The organism is Methylotenera versatilis 79 (genome assembly GCF_000384375.1).
In the GTDB taxonomy this organism is placed as follows: Bacteria; Pseudomonadota; Gammaproteobacteria; order Burkholderiales; family Methylophilaceae; genus Methylotenera_A; species Methylotenera_A versatilis_B.
Genome location: NZ_ARVX01000001.1, coordinates 2,048,449 through 2,067,757 on the forward strand (window position 1 = coordinate 2,048,449; position 19,309 = coordinate 2,067,757).

At 42.3% G+C, this 19,309-nt stretch carries 16 protein-coding genes; 12 read left to right on the plus strand and 4 right to left on the minus strand.

Features of this window, described 5'->3' with window-relative positions:
* Positions 1-82 precede the first annotated feature (82 nt).
* The 7 genes from METVE_RS0109905 to METVE_RS0109935 all read left to right on the plus strand — a co-directional run bounded on the left by METVE_RS0109905 (position 83) and on the right by METVE_RS0109935 (position 7,124).
* Positions 83-844 carry a MotA/TolQ/ExbB proton channel family protein gene (locus METVE_RS0109905; protein ID WP_020168321.1) on the plus strand — a complete coding sequence of 254 codons (762 nt, stop codon included), beginning with the start codon at positions 83-85 and terminating at the stop codon, positions 842-844.
* The gene (locus METVE_RS0109910) at positions 841-1,260 is read left to right on the plus strand and encodes an ExbD/TolR family protein (protein WP_020168322.1); all 420 of its coding nucleotides are present in this window, start codon (positions 841-843) and stop codon (positions 1,258-1,260) included. Before METVE_RS0109905 ends, METVE_RS0109910 begins: the two co-directional genes overlap by 4 nt.
* Positions 1,261-1,287: 27 nt before the next feature.
* Positions 1,288-2,424, plus strand: coding sequence for a PepSY-associated TM helix domain-containing protein (locus tag METVE_RS0109915; RefSeq protein ID WP_020168323.1), 1,137 nt, complete (start codon positions 1,288-1,290; stop codon positions 2,422-2,424).
* Positions 2,425-2,451: 27 nt separating this feature from the next.
* Positions 2,452-2,649 carry a hypothetical protein gene (locus tag METVE_RS0109920; protein ID WP_020168324.1) on the plus strand — a complete coding sequence of 66 codons (198 nt, stop codon included), beginning with the start codon at positions 2,452-2,454 and terminating at the stop codon, positions 2,647-2,649.
* A gap of 152 nt (positions 2,650-2,801) precedes the next feature.
* Positions 2,802-4,970: a TonB-dependent siderophore receptor gene (locus METVE_RS0109925; protein WP_020168325.1), complete on the plus strand. Its 2,169-nt coding sequence runs from the start codon at positions 2,802-2,804 to the stop codon at positions 4,968-4,970.
* A gap of 82 nt (positions 4,971-5,052) precedes the next feature.
* Positions 5,053-5,529, plus strand: coding sequence for an azurin (azu, locus tag METVE_RS0109930; protein WP_020168326.1), 477 nt, complete (start codon positions 5,053-5,055; stop codon positions 5,527-5,529).
* Positions 5,530-5,948: 419 nt separating this feature from the next.
* Positions 5,949-7,124 carry a DUF6607 family protein gene (locus METVE_RS0109935; RefSeq protein WP_232415304.1) on the plus strand — a complete coding sequence of 392 codons (1,176 nt, stop codon included), beginning with the start codon at positions 5,949-5,951 and terminating at the stop codon, positions 7,122-7,124.
* Positions 7,125-7,211: 87 nt separating this feature from the next.
* Here the strand turns inward: METVE_RS0109935 and METVE_RS0109940 are convergent, their stop codons facing one another.
* Genes METVE_RS0109940 through METVE_RS0109955 form a run of 4 tightly spaced genes read right to left on the minus strand, consistent with a single transcriptional unit; the run spans position 7,212 to position 11,901 of the window.
* Entirely contained in the window at positions 7,212-8,435 is a 1,224-nt protein-coding gene (locus tag METVE_RS0109940) for an ABC transporter permease (protein ID WP_020168328.1), read from the minus strand.
* Positions 8,435-9,199 (minus strand): ABC transporter ATP-binding protein, encoded by a 765-nt coding sequence (locus METVE_RS0109945; RefSeq protein WP_020168329.1) that lies wholly within the window; start codon positions 9,197-9,199, stop codon positions 8,435-8,437. Before METVE_RS0109945 ends, METVE_RS0109940 begins: the two co-directional genes overlap by 1 nt.
* A gap of 12 nt (positions 9,200-9,211) precedes the next feature.
* Complete coding sequence (locus METVE_RS0109950) at positions 9,212-10,456, minus strand: efflux RND transporter periplasmic adaptor subunit (protein WP_020168330.1); 1,245 nt, start codon at positions 10,454-10,456, stop codon at positions 9,212-9,214.
* Between the two features lie 17 nt (positions 10,457-10,473).
* Positions 10,474-11,901: a TolC family protein gene (locus METVE_RS0109955; RefSeq protein WP_020168331.1), complete on the minus strand. Its 1,428-nt coding sequence runs from the start codon at positions 11,899-11,901 to the stop codon at positions 10,474-10,476.
* Between the two features lie 580 nt (positions 11,902-12,481).
* On the opposite strand from METVE_RS0109955, the gene METVE_RS0109960 reads away from it, so the two are divergent.
* The 5 genes from METVE_RS0109960 (at position 12,482) to METVE_RS12960 (ending at position 19,056) form a co-directional block, all read left to right on the plus strand.
* Complete coding sequence (locus tag METVE_RS0109960; protein ID WP_020168332.1) at positions 12,482-14,776, plus strand: catecholate siderophore receptor Fiu; 2,295 nt, start codon at positions 12,482-12,484, stop codon at positions 14,774-14,776.
* A gap of 119 nt (positions 14,777-14,895) precedes the next feature.
* The gene (locus METVE_RS0109965; protein WP_020168333.1) at positions 14,896-15,573 is read left to right on the plus strand and encodes a Fe2+-dependent dioxygenase; all 678 of its coding nucleotides are present in this window, start codon (positions 14,896-14,898) and stop codon (positions 15,571-15,573) included.
* Positions 15,573-16,712, plus strand: coding sequence for an alpha-hydroxy acid oxidase (locus METVE_RS0109970; protein ID WP_020168334.1), 1,140 nt, complete (start codon positions 15,573-15,575; stop codon positions 16,710-16,712). Before METVE_RS0109965 ends, METVE_RS0109970 begins: the two co-directional genes overlap by 1 nt.
* 318 nt (positions 16,713-17,030) lie before the next feature.
* Entirely contained in the window at positions 17,031-18,431 is a 1,401-nt protein-coding gene (locus tag METVE_RS0109975; RefSeq protein ID WP_020168335.1) for an ATP-binding protein, read from the plus strand.
* Positions 18,418-19,056 carry a response regulator gene (locus METVE_RS12960; RefSeq protein ID WP_020168336.1) on the plus strand — a complete coding sequence of 213 codons (639 nt, stop codon included), beginning with the start codon at positions 18,418-18,420 and terminating at the stop codon, positions 19,054-19,056. Before METVE_RS0109975 ends, METVE_RS12960 begins: the two co-directional genes overlap by 14 nt.
* Positions 19,057-19,309: the final 253 nt, after the last annotated feature.

Sequence of the window (19,309 nt, forward strand, 5' to 3'; positions counted from 1 at the left end):
TTAATTAAAAAAGTTAACACAAAAAACTGGTTAAGTTTTGACTAACTTAACCATAGAAAATATATTAAATAAAGGAAGCAATATGCAACACACAGCAGAATTTGATAGTCTGGCTTTTATCATGCAAGGTGGTTTCGTGTCTATTTCAGTGGCAGTAATCCTGCTGATTATGTCAGTGGCAAGCTGGTATTTTATGATTGTAAAAACCGTTCAGGGCATCCAATTGAAAAATGCCATGAAGCGTTATATAGCAGAGTTTTGGGCTGCACCCAATCTGCAAACAGCACTGACAATGATTAAAATTGATTCGCCAGCGCATGAATTAGCGGCGAATGCAGTTGATGCAGCGCATCATCACCAAGCGCACGCGGCGAAACATATTGAAGAATCCTGTAGTTACGATGAATTTATCGCACGCAGTATGCGTCGTAGCGCAGCGCAAACTTCTTCTCAGCTTGAATCAGGTCTGTCGGTTCTGGCATCTGTTGGTAGCGTTTCCCCATTTGTTGGTTTGTTCGGTACGGTTTGGGGTATTTATCATGCATTGGCAAGTATCAGCGCCAGCGGTCAAGCGACTTTAGACAAAGTTGCTGGCCCAGTAGGTGAAGCATTGATTATGACGGCGATTGGTTTAGCGGTGGCGATTCCTGCAGTGTTGGCTTATAACGCATTTGTAAAACAAAATCGCATCATTAACGCTACTTTAGATGGTTTCGGACAAGATTTACACGTGTTGTTAACCACAGGCGCACCTTTAGTTGTAAAGCATCAAAACGCAAAAAACCAGCATAATGTTAAAGCTATTCACGCTCAAAATGCTAAACCAGTGGGAGTGCCAGCATGATAGGCGGTAATGCTTCCAACAATGAGGCGCACACTCAGCCGATGAACGAGATCAACACCACGCCGTTGGTAGACGTGATGTTGGTTTTATTGGTCATCTTTATTATTACCGCGCCTTTACTCACGCATGCAGTGAAGATTGATTTGCCGCAAGCAACGAGCCAGCCTTTGCCTGAAAAACCAGAAGTGATCTCGGTTGCAATCGATGCTGCAGGCAAAATGTATTGGAACGATGTGCCGTTGGTTGATGGCGAAATCAAAGTGAAATTAGCGCAGATTGCTGATCAAAAACCGCAGCCAGAGCTCAATATTCGCGCAGATAAAGAAACGCGCTATCAAATATTGGCCGGCGTGATGGCTGACGCACAAAATGCAGGCGTCACAAAACTGGGCTTTGTGAGCGAGCCACAGCATTAAAAACGTATTCTTAGCTTGAGTAACTGAATGTATATTAAATCGATTAAAACTTGGGCTTGGGTGCACAAATGGTCTAGCCTAGTTTGTACGGCATTTATGTTGTTGCTTTGTTTAACGGGTTTGCCGCTCATTTTCAGTCACGAAATTAGCCATTTGCTAGGTAATGAGGTCGAAGCACCTGATTTGCCAGCAAATACAAAACTAGCCAGTATGGACACGGTTTTAAGCAATGCTAAGGCGTTGTACCCAAGCCGCGTTGTGCAATTTGTCTTTCGTGATATTGATGAGCACAACTCATGGACAATCAGCTTAGGTAAAACTGCTACATCAGAAGACGATACGAAGTTCATTAAAGTAGATTCGCGTACTGCGAAAATTTTAGATGAACCAAAGTTTAACGAAGGCTTCATGTATGTGATGTTTAAGTTACATGTCGATTTGTTTGCAGGTTTTCCTGGTATGTTATTCCTTGGCTCAATGGGCGTATTGCTAGTTGTCGCGCTTGTTTCAGGTGTCGTTTTATACGCGCCATTTATGCGTCGATTAGCCTTTGGTGAAATCCGTAAAGATCGCGCGCCAAAGTTAAAACGTTTAGATACGCATAATTTTTTAGGCGTTGTTACCTTGGTTTGGGCATTGGTTGTCGGCTTAACTGGTGTGATTAATGCGTGGTCTGATTTGGTGGTCAAGTATTGGCAGTTTGACCAAATGTCTAGCATGATTGCTCCCTATAAAGGTTTACCGCCGCCGACACATTTTGCTTCATTACAAGCCTCAGTAGATGCAGCACAAGCGCGTGAGCCAGATAAGAATTTGGGCTTTATTGCGTTTCCAGGTACTGCATTTTCAAGCCCGCATCACTATGGCATGTTTATGCGTGGCGATAGCCCCATCACTTCGCGTTTGTTCAAGCCAGTGTTAATTGATGCCGAAACAGCCAAAATCACCGATAGCCGCGAATTACCTTGGTATTTAACTACTTTGCTAATCTCCCAACCTTTACATTTTGGCGATTACGGCGGGTTAACACTCAAGATTATCTGGTTAATTTTAGATGTGATTACGATCGTTGTATTGTGGACTGGCTTAATGTTGTGGTGGAAAAAGCGCAAACAGCATGTGCCGGATATTGAAACCAAAATTAGGCTGAATGAAGCTTATTAAATCTAAGATTATTTAGGATTTCAATCTATGGTTACACATTTATTTATGCAAACTAAAAACTTTAAACAAATCTTTTTATGGCCAATCGTATTAGGTCTATTGACTATCATTGGCTTAGTTGTCGCGCTATTAGAAGACGATTTTCTCGAGGATATTTCACTGCTTGGTTTAATCATACCAATTGTCGTGATTGTCTATTTTTACACGATTAAAAAACAAAAGTGATCATTTAAGACTTCAAAAGCTATCTTAAAAAAAGAGTTAACACGCAAAAATTTTATCTCAAAAAAAGCGATTCAAACATGTAGCAAGCCAACGATTAATCATCCTGTAGCCAGCCAACAATTTTACAAATTTATGGTTACAGGAATAGTTAAATGCAAAATTTTCAATGCGACAAAATCGCACTCTATAAAGTTACGAGCCGCAAAGTCATCGTTACAGCCATTATTGCGGCTATGTCACAACTTGCAATGGCAGAAGATGTCCTGCCTGAAGTGGAAGTGGTCTCTACCAATTCAGAACTAGGCCAGCCATCAGAAAAAACAAAGTCTTACACTGTGAAATCTACTGCGTCTGCAACGCGTTTAGACACTTCATTCCGTGATACACCGCAATCTATTTCAGTGATTACACGTCAACAGTTAGATGATTTCCGCATCCTGTCAGTGAACGATGCTTTGTCTTACGCAACGGGTATTAAAGTGGAACAATTTGAAACAGACCGCACCGAATACACCGCGCGTGGCTTAAACATTACTAATTTTCAAATAGACGGCCTTACCACGCCAATTAGCTTTAGTGGTACGAACTATGGCGATTTAGATATAGCGATTTATGACCGTGTTGAAGTATTGCGAGGTGCCAATGGTTTATTAACCGGAACGGGTAATCCTTCTGCCGCCATTAACTTCGTGCGCAAACGTCCAACAAAAGACTTTCAAGCTAAAGTTGATTTATCCGCAGGCTCTTGGGATAACCGACGTTTAGATGCCGATGTTTCTGGTGCATTGAACACAGATGGTAGCGTGCGTGGACGTTTAGTTGCCGCACATCAAGAAAGAAATTCCTATCTTGACCGTTACAGCACAGAAAGAAACGTGGTCTACGGTGTGATTGAAGCCGATTTGTCGAGTAGTACCAATCTAGCCATTGGTCACACTTATCAGCAAAATGATTCTGATGGCAATAACTTTGGTAGCTTGCCTTTGCTATATTCAGATGGCAGCAAGCGTCGTTACAAAGTGTCTGATTCAACAGCGCCTGATTGGAGTAATCGGGATGTGGGCACTAATATTTCCTTTGTCGAGCTAACGCATTACTTTAGTAATGATTGGAAAGTTAAAGGGCAGTTAACGCACAAAGAAGTGAGCTCTAAAGGGCGCCATCATTATATTGACGGTAGTGAAGAACGTAATACGGGTTTGATTACATATGCAAGTTTTCCTTACGTTTACGACTTTGCAACTAAAGACAATGTCGCTGATGTGTATGCCAGTGGACCTTTTGAGTTGGCGGGGCGCAAGCATGAGTTGGTAGTAGGTGCCACTTGGAGCAAGACGTATATGAAAGAATACTCGCGAACAGGCAGTACTATTTACGATCCCTTAATTAACAATGTCTATATTAGTAGCTTTGATGCGATAGGCGATTTCCCAGAGCCGACATTTGGTCCTGAAAGTAAATCATCAGACTACAAAAGCACAACCACCAATATTTACACAGCGGCTAAACTTAACCCGACAGATGATTTAAAAGTGACTGTCGGCGGCAGTCTGCTTCGTTATGATTTAGAGGGCACTAGTTATGGCACGCCGCAAGATGCAAAAGAGAAAAACAAGTTCACGCCTTATGTGGGCGCTGTGTATGACTTGAATGACATTCACTCTTTGTATGCTAGCTATACGGGCATTTACAGGCCTCAAGTAGAAACTAATGCTGGCAACAGACCGCTCGCGCCATTAAAAGGCAAAAACTATGAGGCGGGTGTTAAAAGTGAATGGTTAAACAAAAAGTTAAACAGTTCTTTTGCATTATTTAGAACCGAGCAAGAAAATCAAGCTCAGGCCGTTGGAACAACAGGTACAAGAACCATTTATGAGGGCATTGAAGCCACTACAAAAGGCTATGAGTTTGATGTGTCGGGCGAAATTACGGACAACTTAAATATCAATGCAGGTTATACGCGTTTGATGAGTATAAAAGGCGATCAAGATCAAAATGTAAACCCATTTGTGCCAAGACATCTTGCGCATGTGACAACTGTTTATAGCGTACCGTTTATTCAAAATCTGAAAGTGGGCGCCAGTTTGAATTGGCAAAGCGATACGTATGTGGATATTGGCACTGTACGCTATGACCAAGACAGCTATGCAACGTTGAATTTAATGGCGAACTATAAAGTCGATGACCATTGGAACGCAGCGGTTAATTTATACAATGTGACGGATGAAAAATATCTATCCAGCTTAAGGTATGCGTTTGCAGGGCAAGCTTTTTATGCAGCGCCATTGAATGGTTTAGCAACGCTCACCTGGAAATATTAATTTTTACGACTTTTAACTCAGCCAGCTATTTGTTTTCAGATATCTCAGCCAGCTAAATTTTATTAATTTAAAGGAATGATTTATGACCACACAAAAAATATTGAGTACTTCAGTTGTTTTATTTGCTGTTTCTGCGAGTATTTTGCTTGCAACATCACAAGCACAAGCGGCTGCGGCTTGTGAAATTACGGTTGATGCAACAGACGCAATGGCTTTTAGCACCAAAAGTATTGATGTAAGCAAAACTTGCAAAGAATTTACCATTAACCTTAAACACGTGGGTAAATTGCCTAAAAATGTGATGGGTCATAATTTGGTGATTAGTAAAGAAGCTGACAAAGCTGGTGTGTTAGCCGATGGTAGCAAAGCTGGTTTGCCTAGCGATTATGTTAAAGCTAGCGATGCGCGTGTGATTGCGGCTACTACAATTATTGGTGGTGGTGAAACCGCTAGTACTAAGTTTGCGGTGAGTAAGTTGAATGCTAAAGATGCTTTTGAATTTTACTGTTCTTTCCCAGGCCATGCTTTTATGATGAAGGGCGTGGTTAAGTTAGTTTAACTGACAGCTAATGTTGTTTACAGATACTGCTATTTCACCTGATGAAATAGCAGTATCTAAATTTTAGTTATGCCAAATCAAAATAATCACTTAAATTTATGGTGTAAAACTAGCTAGAAACTAGAAATCAGTGACTCAATTGAATTTAGTTTAAATGACAATAATCAAGCTGTACGATACTGCGCCAGCTTTGTTAAAAAACAATACAAAAATATATATCAAGCAGTGAATTAATCAAGCCAATACAGCTCCTATGACGGATGTGTTTGAGTCTATTAGTCTAACTAGCATTAAATTCCCGTTTTGAATTAGCGGTGAGCGGGAATTTTTAGAAAATTAGAGCATCACACTCAGCAAAATCGCAATACCTATATAAATTTTAAATATCAATTTTAGCAATTCATCTATTAAGAGTGCGTATGATTAAACCTAGAATTTTATGTGTAGTAATGGCCTTAAGTTTTACAGCCGTCATTGCGTTGGCACAGTCTGATGAAATTACAGGTAACAATGGTCATCAAGCATCTGTTGAAAAACAATATACCTTTACTTGGAATTTCTCAGAAAATAGCCATCTAAAACCGCGCGGCGGTCAATCTAAAGGTGTGCCTGTTACTTTGGATACATCACCTAGCCTAGAGTGGTTGAAACTGCAAGAAGCAAATATTAGTGCTATAGAACGAGACAGAAGAGCGATTCTAGCCATGGTTGGAGAATATAAAGTCAGCTTCGACTTTATTGAAGTAGCAGGCTTTACAGACAATTACCAACCGAAATCTCCTTATCAAAGCTGGGCCACTGAAAAAGTCTATGTGGTTGAAGATAAAAAAGATTTTATTTCGCTACAACATGTTTTAGTCATGCAAACCGTCAATAAAGATGGCTCAAAAAATGCACCGATGGTGACTAAACATTGGCGGCAAGATTGGCAATATCAACCTAAACAAGTACTGGTTTACACTGGATATAACTCGTGGGTGACAACGCCCGTCAACGCAATAGATCAGCCGAGTTCTTGGTCGCAAACTGTGTATCAGGTGGATGATTCACCGCGCTATGGTGGCGTGGCAAAGTGGCAGCATTTCGGTAATTTTTCTAGCTGGAATAGCACAGATACCTGGCGTCCTTTGCCTCGTCGTGAATACACGGTGCGTAATGACTACCAACTATTGCTGGGCAATAATCGCCTTATTATTTTGCCAACTGGCTGGGTACACGAGCAGCAAAATAACAAAGTGGTGCTGGATAAAAATGCAAAACCTGCAGCAATACCAGTGATTGCGCGCGAGATGGGCTTTGATCGCTATGAGCGTATTCAAGGCTATGATTTTTCTTTGGGCGATACTTATGTTAAAAACACTGAGCCATTCTGGCGTGAAGTGCGCAAGCAGTGGACTAACTTAAGCCAAGTAGACAAGCATATTAACTTACGTGGCGCTGTAGATAAAGAAGGGCTATATATCAACGCGTTTGAATATGCTGAAAAATTGAATGATGGTACAAAACAAACACCTGTACAGATACAGCAGTTTGCTGAAAAGGTGGTTTCTGAGTATTTGGCGAAAGAAAAGACGACAGAAAATTTGAAGTATTGATTCAATCAAAAAAAGCCGCGCTATTTATTTAGCGCGGCTTTTTTATTGCTCAAAAATACACTCACTTAAAAATACTCGTTAAGATTTTTATTGATATCTTAGTGCTTCAATCGGGTTAAGCATCGCGGCCTTGCGGGCAGGGTAGAAGCCAAAGAATACGCCAATAGTAGCTGCAACGCTGAAAGCAATAATCACGGAATTACTTGAGATAATGATTTCTGCCTGCGTAAATATGCTGACCAACACCGCGCCACCCACGCCAATCGCAATGCCGATAAGGCAACCGACGATTGAGATCATGATAGCCTCTAATAGAAATTGCAGCAGAATATCGCGTTGACGTGCGCCAATCGCCATGCGAATGCCAATTTCACGTGTGCGCTCTGTCACCGAAACAAGCATGATATTCATGATGCCGATGCCACCAACCAGCAACGAAACAGAAGCAATCGCACCCAACAATAATGACATAGTGCGGGCAGTTTCAGCTGCTGAGTTGGCAATAGCCGTTAGATTGCGCACAGAAAAGTCGCTGTCTGCACCTTCACGTATATTGTGACGCTGATTCAGCAAACCATTCATGGATTCTTCCAGCATTGTCATCACTTTATCTGACCCCGCTTGCACCATAATCTGCCGCACACTTCCTGGCAATTGGTTGCCAAATAGCTTACGTTGCGCGGTAGTTAGCGGCACGATGATAGTGTCATCTTGGTCACGCCCATCTAATGTTTGACCTTTGCTTTCTAACACGCCCAAAATCACAAAAGGGCTTTGGTTAATGCGAATGGTTTTACCTACTGGATCGATATCTTCGCCAAAGATATTTTGTGCGACTGTTTTACCTATTAATGCAACGCGCGTAGCAGAGCGGATATCTGAATCTGAAAATGCATAACCAGATGATAAATTCCAAGAGCGCACGTCTAAATAACTAGGTGTCGTGCCGATAATATCTGTGTTCCAGTTATTGCTGCCATACACAATCTGCGATTTACCCATTGTCACCGGCGCAACGCCAACTACATCTTCTAACTCTGCAATCGCATTGGCATCCTTAACATTCAGCGAAGGCGCATTGCCTGTGGCTGATCTGGCACCAGCAACTCTTGGCGGGCCAGATAAAACAACGAATAGATTGCTACCCATCGCACTGATAGAGCGTTTCACTGAAGCTTCCGCACCTTGGCCAATTGCCATCATTAACACAACCGCGCTTACGCCGATCACCATGCCCAACATGGTTAAAAAAGTACGCAAACGGTTTGCGCCCATGGCGTGCCATGCCTCACCTAACATTGCGCTAAACATCAGATTGCCTCGCTTAATTCGTTATTAGTTGATACGTGACCATTTGTCAGCGTATCTTGCACTATCTCTCCATCCAAAAAACGCACTTGGCGTTTGGCATGTTCGGCAATGTCTGTTTCATGCGTCACTAACACAATGGTAATACCTTCTTTATTTAACTGACCAAATAGCGCCATAATCTCTTCACTGGTCACGCTGTCTAAGTTACCTGTCGGCTCATCTGCAAGAATCAGGCGTGGATTATTAACAAGCGCACGCGCAATGGCGACACGTTGTTGCTGACCACCAGAGATTTGATTAGGACGAGAGTTAATATGTTTACCCAAACCCACTTTTTCTAATAATACTTTGGCGCGTGCATGACGTTCGGCTTTATCGATGCCGGAATAGACCAAGGGCAGAGCAACGTTATCTAATAAGCTTGAACGGGCTAATAGATTAAAGCCCTGAAACACAAAGCCGATGGTTTGGTTACGCACCCTCGCCACTGCGTTTTCTTCCATATTGGCAACTGCATAACCATCTAACACGTATTTACCCTTAGTTGGTTTATCTAAGCAACCAAGAATATTCATAAAGGTGGATTTTCCTGAGCCAGATGGCCCCATAATGGCAACATAATCGCCATTATCAATGCGCAGATTCACATCTTTTAGTACTGGGAAAGGTCCAGCCGCTGTTTGATAAGCTTTAAATAACCCGCTTACTTCAATAACGCTTTTTTGCGGGGCATTAAGGTCTTGCAGTTTTTTTTTGTTTTGCATAAAAAGATTAACCTAGAACATTCTTGGGCCGCGCGGTGCATTGCCGCCAGCTTGAGGTTTACCATCTACTTGTAAATCGCTCACAATCACTTTGTCACCCGCACTCAAATCACGCCCAGTAATTGCGGTAAATCGACCATCTGTGATGCCAACATGGATTCTCACCATGGTTGGTTTGCCATCTTTCAGGATATAGATTTTGCTAGCAGTTAAGTCTTCAGGTTTTTTGCCGTTTCTGCCGCCGCCATTCCTTTTTCTTTCAGCACCTTTACCCATTTCTTTGCTCTTATCACCAGTTGCAGTGCCTTTATCATCGCTGATAGCGGCTTCTTCATTTACTTTTGGTTTGTAACGCAAGGCAGCATTTGGCACCATCAGTGATTGCTGCGCATTTGCTACCGCAATATTTACGTAAGCCGTCATACCTGGCAGTAAAGTTAAATCGCTATTGTCTACAGAAACCACCACATTGTAAGTCACCACATTTGAGGTATTGGTTGAGTTTAAACGCACTTGTTTAACCACGCCTTCAAAGTTGCGGTTAGGGAAAGCATCGACATTGAACTTAACCTTTTGACCATCTTTAATCTTACCGATATCTGCTTCCGCAAAGCTGGTATCAATCTGCATTTTTGCCAAATCTTGCGCAATTTGAATCAACGTTGGCGTTTGAAAACTTGCCGCAACCGTTTGGCCAACATCCACCACGCGATTCACCACCGTGCCAGAAACGGGTGAACGAATAATCGTAAAGTTTAAATTGGTTTGATCGCGCGTTAATAATCCGCGTGCGCTCTCTAATTGCGCTTTGGCAGATTTAAGCACCTGTACAGCGGTGTCTAACTCTTGTTTTGAAACGAATTCTTGTGCATATAATTCGCGAATCCGTTTTTCATTGGCAGTCGCCAATTCAACAGAGGCTTGGTTGCTGCGCACGCTACTTTGCGATTGCGTAATTGCGGCTGAAGACAGCGCGCTATCTAACTCAAGCAATACCTGATCTTTTTTAACGGTATCGTTAAAATCCACATATAACTTTCTGACAATGCCAGAAATCTGTGTACCCACGCTGATTAAACTCACAGGATTCAACGTGCCATTGGCAGAAACCGTTTGCTCAATATCGCCCTGTGTGATTTCGTCTAATCGGTATAGATCTTCTGGTTTTGGCTGATGCGTTTTTTCATAATAGTAAAAAGCGCCGTATGCAATCGCCGCTAATATAATGAATACAAGGATTTTTTTGAGTGATTTCATAGTGTTAAGTAAGTCTATTAATTAGTAGAAAGCGTGCTGGAATTAGGTAAAGATTGAATCATGGCATTATCCAAAGCACCCATCGCTTGCGCCAAAGTCGCGCGCGCAATGTTTGAATTGAGTGCCGCTTGAATCTTCTGTTGGCGCGCACTGGCAAGCGCGCTTTGTGCTGTTAAGGTATCGATAATATTACCAACGCCTGCTTTATAACGGCCCAAAGCCACGCGGTAAGATTGTTCAGCGCTATTTACTAATATTTCAGTCGCGGTGACCGATTCAAGTGCCGTACGCAAACTTTGATAAGCCGTCCATACATCTAATGATATTTGCAAACGTAAACGGTCACGCTGCGCGGCACGTAAATCGGCAGTCGCCTCTGCTGCGCGAATGCGATAGGTTGGGGCGTAGCCAGCAAACAACGGAATAGACACGGTTAAGCCTAAAGTTGAATTATTGCTGTAATTTAATTGCGAACCATCTTGCAGACTATTAGAAGTTGAAATGGAAATCGTTGGTTTAGCCGCAGCTTTATTGGCATCTACATTCGCTTGAGCTGCTTTCACTTGCGCTTCACTGGCGACTAAATCTGGGCGGCGTGTGCCGGCTTGTTCAATCAAGCTATTCACATCTTCTAATATATTTGCGGGTGGATTACTAGTATTGGCGACCAACACGATTTTCTGATTCGCTGGCAAGCCCATTACATTAACCAAATTACCGTAAGCGATTTGCAAATTACCTTCGCTGGTAATGCGCGTTAGCGTCAATTGCGCATAAGCGGTTTGTGCTTGCAGCTTATCGGCAGGCGTTGAAACACCTGCTCTATATCTGGCATCGGCAGCTTTGTAAGCTTCTTCACTGGCATATTCAGCTTCGCGCGCGGCATCCAGTGCGGCAATGTTCGCTTGCACTTGATAATAAGATACGGTTGCCGTTAACAATACACTTTGTACCGCGCTGCTTTGGCTGGCGCTGGCAGAAAGTAATAATTGACGCGCATTTTCCAAGTTAGCATTTCGGTTGCCAAAATCGTACAAAAGATAACTAGCGGCTAAGTTAGCACCCAAATTCATATTCGGATTGCTGCGCGAACTAGATTCAGGATGTGACACGCTGAATCCAGTAGAAAGATTTGCAGTTAAAGAAGGTAAATAAGCTGATTTTGCAATGCCCAACTGCGCCGCTTGCACGCGTGCACTTGCCCAAACTTCATTGGTTTGCGGGTTATTGCAAAGACTAGTATCGGCCACTTCAGCCAACGTAATCGGCTGGTTTAAATCCGCCGACCCGCAAGGGGAGTTTGGTTCTCTATAGCCATCAGGAATTTTGGGTAAAGTGTAGAGCTGCGTTTTAAGCGGATCGCCATCTTTGTACCAAATAGACTCCTCCGCAAAGGCAGAAGTACTCAAGTGTGCCAGCGCAATTATTAGTAAATATCTGTTCATTCTATTTTTCAAGCCATTCAATCTATTAATCAATTTTAAAAAGCGCTAATTAAACAATTTCTTAACATTATGCGTCTTGCAATAACTTAAAGCAGATCATACATAAGAGTTGCAATTATAAATGAGAACGGTTATCATTAACTCCTGAATTTACATAACTTTTGAAAAATTTACACCGATTTACATGTGCGAGATAGTTTATTGGTTAACGTGCTTCAATAAACGGCCCGACATTGATGGAAATCGCCAGCTAATCATCTAATAGCTGAGTTTACATCGAAATTGAATGGACGAATCGCAGCGATGCTTTTTACATTTTATTTTAACTTTTCAGCAGATATTGATGGATAAAACCAGCGAATAAAATTTGTGTACTTAAATATTTGTATGCATAAATATTTTGAGGAATTATTAAAAGTTTTTCTTCACAAGTTAACACTAAAAAATAGTCAAAAAATTAATTGAGAAAGTAATTTAAGAAAGATAGCTTTAGCAAACTAAGTATTAACAAACCAAGTCAAGCCAGCCAACGGTTCATCCTCTAGCCAGCCAGATATTTTTTAAAATAGAGGAAAGAACCATGAGTCATATCCGTAGTTGCAAGCACAACCCAACCCGCATCGCTGCAATGGTTGCTGCCACTTTTTCAATCGCTGCCAGCGCTCCTTATGCAAATGCAGCGGATGAAGTGTCAGAGTTACCAGAGATTAGTGTTAAATCTCAAAAAGAGGTGCCATTTAAAGCGGATGTGTCCGCTAGCCAGAAGTTTACTAAACCATTGATTGATACCACGCAAACCGTTCAAGTGATTAAGAAAGAATTATTGCGCGAACAAGGCGTTTTTTCTTTGCAAGATGCGCTACGTAACACGCCAGGTATCACCGTTCAATTAGGCGAAAACGGTAATACTTCTGCGGGTGATACTTTCTCTATGCGTGGCTTTAATGCGTCAAATCAATTGTTTGTCGATGGTCTTCGCGATCTTGGCGCAGTTTCACGCGATGTATACAACTTAGAGCAAATCGAAGTGGTTAAAGGCCCAGCCGGTGCAGATATTGGTCGTGGCGCAGCTGGCGGCTACATTAATTTAATCAGCAAATTGCCAAGCTTAACTGGCAAAAATTATGCAACAGTTGGTTATGGCACTGCTGACAAAAAACGTGCGACGATTGATTTAAATGAAGCGATTGGCGATACAACTGCCGTGCGTTTAAATGCGTTGGTTTCTGATGGTAATGTAGACAAGCGTGATGAAGTAGATAATCAAAACTTCTCGATTGCGCCTTCTATTGCTTTTGGTCTAGGCACTCAAACGCGTTTTTATCTTTATTCGCAGCACGTTCGTCAAGACAATACACCTGATGGCGGTATTCCAACCATCGGTCGGAAAGGATTCTTCAATACTAATGTAAGCTTAAATGCTGGTCGCAAAGTAGATCGTGAGAATTTCTATGGTAGCGATAATGACTATGAAAAAGTCGATGCGGATATGATTACCGCCAAGTTTGAGCATGATTTAAATGTAAACACGACTATTCGTAATATCACTCGTTATGGCAAAACGAGTATTGATCGCGTTACTACTGGCTTAAATACTGGAGGGACAGGCTTAGTTGCAACGACTGCTAATCCAGCAACATGGACTGTTAACCGTTCGCGCCAGCGTATTGACCGTGATGATGAAATTTTAGTTAACCAGACTAGTGTAAATAGCACCTTTGATATTGGTGGCTTTAAAAACTCATTGGTTGGTGGTCTTGAATTTATGTATGAAAACCAAAAAAGCAAAGGCTTCGGTACAACTACACAAACGGTTAACGGCGTAGCTTACACTGCAATTAGTAACCCTAATGCAAACTTATATAATCCGAATGAAAATGATTTGTTGGGTGTACCCTATGCTATTCCAGGTTTAACGACAGATGGTAAAACCACAACAGCGGCAATCTATGCTTTTGATACGGTTGATTTAACCGATAAATGGCAAGTAAATGCTGGTTTGCGTTATGAGCATTACAACACTAGAACCAGCGCAGGCACCATTGTGACTGCTGCTAACTCAGCAACATTTCCTGGTTACGCTGCTGGTTCAATCGCCCCTTCAGGCGGTAGTGCTTCTGATGACTTATTAAGCTGGAAAACTGGCCTATTATTTAAACCTGCAACTAACGGTAGTATTTACGCGTCATATGCCACGTCATATACACCACCAGGCAGTGCGAACTTTGCTTTGGTATCTACCGCCAATAACCAAAATAACGGTGCACTTGACCCACAAAAAACTGACAATATCGAAGTTGGTACGAAATGGGATTTATTAAATAACCAATTAAATGTAACGGCCGCAGTTTTCCGCACGGAAAATGATAAACAAACTTCATTTAATGATCTACTTCAACCGCAACAAATTGGTAAAACACGTGTTACTGGTGTTGAGTTGCTTGCAGTTGGGCAGTTAACCGAATACTGGCAGTTATCAGCGGGCGTGACTAAGTTAAACGCCAAAGCATTAGACCAACAAAGCAGTGCTGGTCTTGAGACTACGGCCGTACGTTGGACGCCAGATTATAGTGCAACGCTTTGGACACAATATCAATTTAATGGCTTTACTATAGGTGGTGGTGCACGTTATATGGGCGAGCAAAAACGATTAGTGACAACAGATAACCCTGCATTAACTAATACACCAAATCTCGAATCTTATGTTGTAGCAGATGCGATGGTAGCCTACGCTGTGAATAAAAACTTAAACTTGCGCCTCAATGTGTACAATTTATTTGACAAAGAATATGTTGAAACGTTGAATAATGGTGGTGGTCGTGTGCGTTTAGGTACGCCACGTTCTGCAATGATGACAGCAGAGTTTGTGTTTTAAATAAGTTGCGTTAAGCTAAACGCCCGTCAGTGTTTGCTGGCGGGCTTTTTCCTTTTGAAAGGTTTATATTAGTTTTAAGCCTAATATTAATAGTTAAATTTTTTGTTTACAGGATATTTATGCTTTTACATGTTCCTGATGTGTTAACTAAAGCGCAAGTTGCAACGTTACGGCGCACGCTTGATGCTGGTTCGTGGGTAGATGGCGCGGCAACCGCAGGCCCGCTTGCGGCTGAGGCAAAACGTAACGTTCAGTTTTCAACTGAATCTGCCGAATATCCTGCACTTTCACAGTCAATCATTTCAGCGCTTGAGCGGCATCCGTTATTTGTTTCTGCGACGTTACCACAGCGCATATTGCCGCCTATGTTTAATCGATATGCTGGTGGCGATACTTACAGCAATCATGTTGATAATGCGGTGCAAACCGATAGACGAAATGGCGAACGTTTGCGTACTGATATTTCGGTAACGGTATTTTTATCTGAGCCAGAAGATTACCAAGGTGGCGAGCTGATTATTGAAGATACTTACGGCAGCCATGAGGTTAAGTTGCCGGCGGGTGATGCAATTATCTATCCGGCATCTAGCCTACACAGAGTTGAGCCGATTAGCGCAGGTGAGCGTGTCGCATCTTTTCTTTGGGTGCAAAGTTTGGTGCGTGATGCGTGGCAACGCAGTATGTTGTTTGATTTGGATATGACGCTGTTGAAATTGCGCGGTCAAATTGGCAATACAGAAGAAATCGTGACATTAACAGGGCATTACCATAATCTTTTAAGACAATGGAATAGCTGATGTCGCTTATTACAAATACAGCATCAAACAATATAGACAAAAGTAAGTTAACTCCCTTAGATGCGATTCCATCAGATATCGTCAGTGCCGCAGATTATGAGCGATATGCGCGCGATTATATTAACGACGCCGCTTGGGCGTATTTACAAGGCGGCGCGGCGGACGAGTTAACACTTACAGCGAACGAAAAAGCTTGGAAAACGTTGGAATTATGGCCGCGCGCATTGGCTGATGTGCGTGATGGAAATACACGCTGCACACTTTTTGGCGATACGCTTGCACATCCGATTATTCTGGCGCCAGTGGCAACCCAACGCGTCTTTCATGCAGAAGGTGAATCGGCTAGTGTGCTTGCGGCCGGTGTGATGGGTGGTGTTGCAATCGTTTCAACACAAGCATCCATCTCATTGGAGAAACTCGCAGAAAATGCGCAAGGGCCATTATGGTTTCAGCTTTATTGGCAGGGCAGTCGCGAAGCTACGCTGAATTTAGTCAAACGTGCTGAATCTGCAGGTTATCGCGCTTTAGTGTTGGCCATTGATGCGCCCATATCTGGCGCGCGTAATCGTGAGCAGCGTGCAGGTTTTGCAGTGTCAGCAGATGCCGCACAAGTGAATGTTACGCCCATCACATTGCCATTATTGCAAGACGGCATGAGTGTGATATTTGATGGATTGATGACGTTAGCACCCGTTTGGGCAGATATTCAATGGCTAGTTAACCAAACTAATTTGCCAATTTTGCTGAAAGGCATTCTGCATCCTGATGATGCACGTCGAGCAGTTGAAGCTGGCGCTGCAGGTATTGTGGTATCTAATCATGGTGGCCGTGTTTTAGATACTGTGCCAGCAACACTTTCTGCGCTTTCTGGCGTTGTAAATGCAGTGAATGGCGCAGTGCCAATCTTGGTCGATGGCGGTATTCGGCGCGGTACGGATATTGTTAAAGCACGCGCACTTGGCGCAACTGCAGTGATGATTGGTCGTCCTTATATTCATGCCTTGGCGACCGCTGGTGCATTAGGCGTTGCGCATTTGATCCGTTTATTGCGTGAAGAGCTAGAAATCGCGATGGCGCTGACAGGATGCAAAACTTTGGACGATATTAATAAGGATGTTTTGCGTAAAGACTTAATCTAAAAAAATCTGTACCAACTTTGTAACTAAATATTGCTGATATTAAGGTGTGAATTACAATTTTAATCAACACTAAAAGACTAGATGATGTGAGATAAAAAGCTTACATCATCAACCATCACAAGGCGGTTATGTTTTTTAGATTGATATTCTTAGAGTTAACCATAAAAAACAATCAATTATTTGAGCCTTAAAACGCACAATAAAATCCATCATCAAAGCGCCAACGGGAATTTTTCCCGCTCTTAAATGTGTAAGAATCTATATCATTCAGGCATATTACTCAATGCAAACAAAGTTACCGTTAATCTTTCCAGTTTTATGAGCCTACAGTTAAAACTCAACCTAATTATCACTAGCCTGCTCATATTTTTATTGGGCATGAGTGCTTATTTCGTCATCGAAAATGCCAGAGAAGATGTTCGCGCAGAAGTCAATTCAACTGCTAATTTGGTCTTGCACTTACTGGATGCTGAGATTTTGCATTACACCTCGGATTATGGTTGGCTGAACCGTTACTCTAGTGGCAAAACATCCATATTTAGATTGGGAAATTTAGGCGACATCAGACACTTAAGAATTGATTTTTATGATGCCAATGGCCGGCTGCGCGAAACTAACCTTGATGCCCGTGAAAAGCATGTTAAAAAATTACCGCCAGCCTGGTTTATTAAGGCGATGGATTTATCCAGTATTGGCACAGAAGAGCGGCGTAAAAGCATTTTACTGAACGGCCGTTTTTTAGGCGATTTAGTTGTCACACCAGACCCTAGTTACGAGATTATTGAGGTGTGGGAAGACACGATTGGCTTGCTGATATTAGTTGGCGTGTTTTTTGTGTTAATGAATTTGCTGGCTTATATTGCGGTGCGCTATACCTTTAAACCCGTTAAGCAGATTTTAGAGGCTTTAACGCAAATTGAACAAGGTCAGTTTAATAGCCGTTTACCCAATTTCAAGCAGATTGAATTGCAAGGCATCGGGCAAAAATTCAACTCCATGGCCGATACCTTGCAATCCAGCACGCAAAATAATCACCGTCTAACGCAGCAAATTATTCGTTTACAAGAGGATGAACGTAAAAGTTTGGCGCAGGATATTCATGATGAGATTGGCCAATATTTAACCGCGATTCATGTGGATGCCAGCGCGATTTTGGGCGCAAAAAAAATGGCGACTGCAAAAGAGAGCGCTGGCGCCATTAGCAGCATTACGCGTCAAATGATGACAACTATTCATGATTTATTACAACGTCTGCGTCCACGCGTGTTGGATGAATTAGGGCTTGGTTTAGCATTGGCAGAGTTGATTCACAGCTGGCGCCAACGCAATAGAAATATCACGCTCAATCAAAATATCAGCAGCGAGTTAGGCGTGGTGGATGAATCCGTTGCGATTACCGCTTATCGCGTGATGCAAGAATGTTTGACCAACGTGAGTAAACACGCCAAAGCGCACCGATTAACCATCCATGTAACGCAAGATAAAAAAAATGTTTACATGGAAATTGAAGATGATGGAGTGGGATTCGATGCGACTAAAAGCAGCAACGGTTACGGTTTGGCCGGCATGAAAGAACGCGTACAAGGCTTATTTGGCAGCATGACGATTGATACCAATATTGGTCATGGTACAAAAATAACCGTGTTACTCCCTAAACAAAACAGGTTGCCGAAACAAGATATTCAACCGAATAAAGTGATTGCATATGAGTACGACTAGAATTATTTTGGCGGATGACCACGCAGTGGTACGCTCTGGCTTGCGCCGATTATTAGAATTGAATAAAGGCCTGGAAGTAGTTGCTGAGGCAGAATCTGGCGAACAGGCGTATCAATTATTTGGCGAATTTTTGCCAGATATTGTGGTGATGGATCTTTCCATGCCAGGCATGGGCGGATTGGAAGCCGCCAAACGCATTTTGCAGCGTTATACCACCGCCAAAATCATTATATTTTCTATGCATGAAGCGGTTTCTTTTGCTTCGCAAGCGCTAAAAGCGGGCGTGCGTGGCTATGTGACCAAAACGGGCGTGGCAGAAGATCTATTAGCCGCCATCACCGAAGTGGCGCGTGGCAAAACGTTTTTGAGTGCAGAGATTGCACAAAAAGTGGCTTTGCAAACATTGATGGGCGATGACGATCCCTTGCATCAACTTTCATCACGCGAATTTGAGATTTTCAGATTGTTGGCCGAAGGTCGGAAAGTAGAGGAAGTAGCAGAAATGCTCAAAATCAGCCAAAAAACAGTGGCTAATTACTACACCATGATTAAGCAAAAACTCGGCGTTTCTAGCCCGATAGAAATGGTGCGATTAGCCATTAGACACGGCTTGATTGATAGTTAATTACGCATTACAGATTTTGAGAGTTCGTTAAAAAGCAGGGCATTTAATAGGGTTAACTAATAAAAGTTAACCCTTTTATTTTACGAAATAATCAATTATTCAGTTTATAAAAGCAAAAAAAAGCCACACAGTCGAAACTGCGTGGTTTTCAAGGGGGTGTAACTTTTGAGGGCTACTAGTTAACTTTGGAGATAACTAGGTATTAATGTACGTCATTAGCTAAATTTCATCCTAGGAAATGGGACGAAAAAAC